Below are 431 nucleotides of genomic sequence, written 5' to 3' on the forward strand. Positions count from 1 at the left end.
AAAGAAGTGGGTAGTTTAACCTTCGGGGGGACGCTCACCACTTTGTGGTTCATGACTGGGGTGAAGTCGTAACAAGGTAGCGCTAGGGGAACCTGGCGCTGGATCACCTCCTTATACGATGATTACTCACGATGAGTGTCCACACAGATTGATGGTTTTGAAGCGCAAGCTTCGAGCTATTATTGCTCTTTAACAATTTGGAAAGCTGACAAATCAACAATGTATTGTTGATTGTAAAGTTCTCAATGTTTGTCTTTATGACAAACACCAATACAACACATTCAAGTGTTCTTGGGAATGTCACTTTAAGTGACTATTCAAAATTGAGTCCGGCAAAATCGAGTCTGCACATGTATAAAAATGCAGACAACTTTGGTTAGTTGACTAGAAGACCCTTTGGGGTTGTATGGTTAAGTGACTAAGCGTACACG

1 rRNA gene is annotated in these 431 nt (G+C 41.8%); it reads left to right on the forward strand.

Annotated features, from left to right (window positions below):
* Nucleotides 1-114, forward strand: a 16S ribosomal RNA gene (locus GVO60_RS22230); the annotation flags it as partial.
* Nucleotides 115-431 lie beyond the last annotated feature (317 nt).

The organism is Vibrio atypicus (genome assembly GCF_009811315.1).
GTDB lineage: Bacteria > Pseudomonadota > Gammaproteobacteria > Enterobacterales > Vibrionaceae > Vibrio > Vibrio atypicus.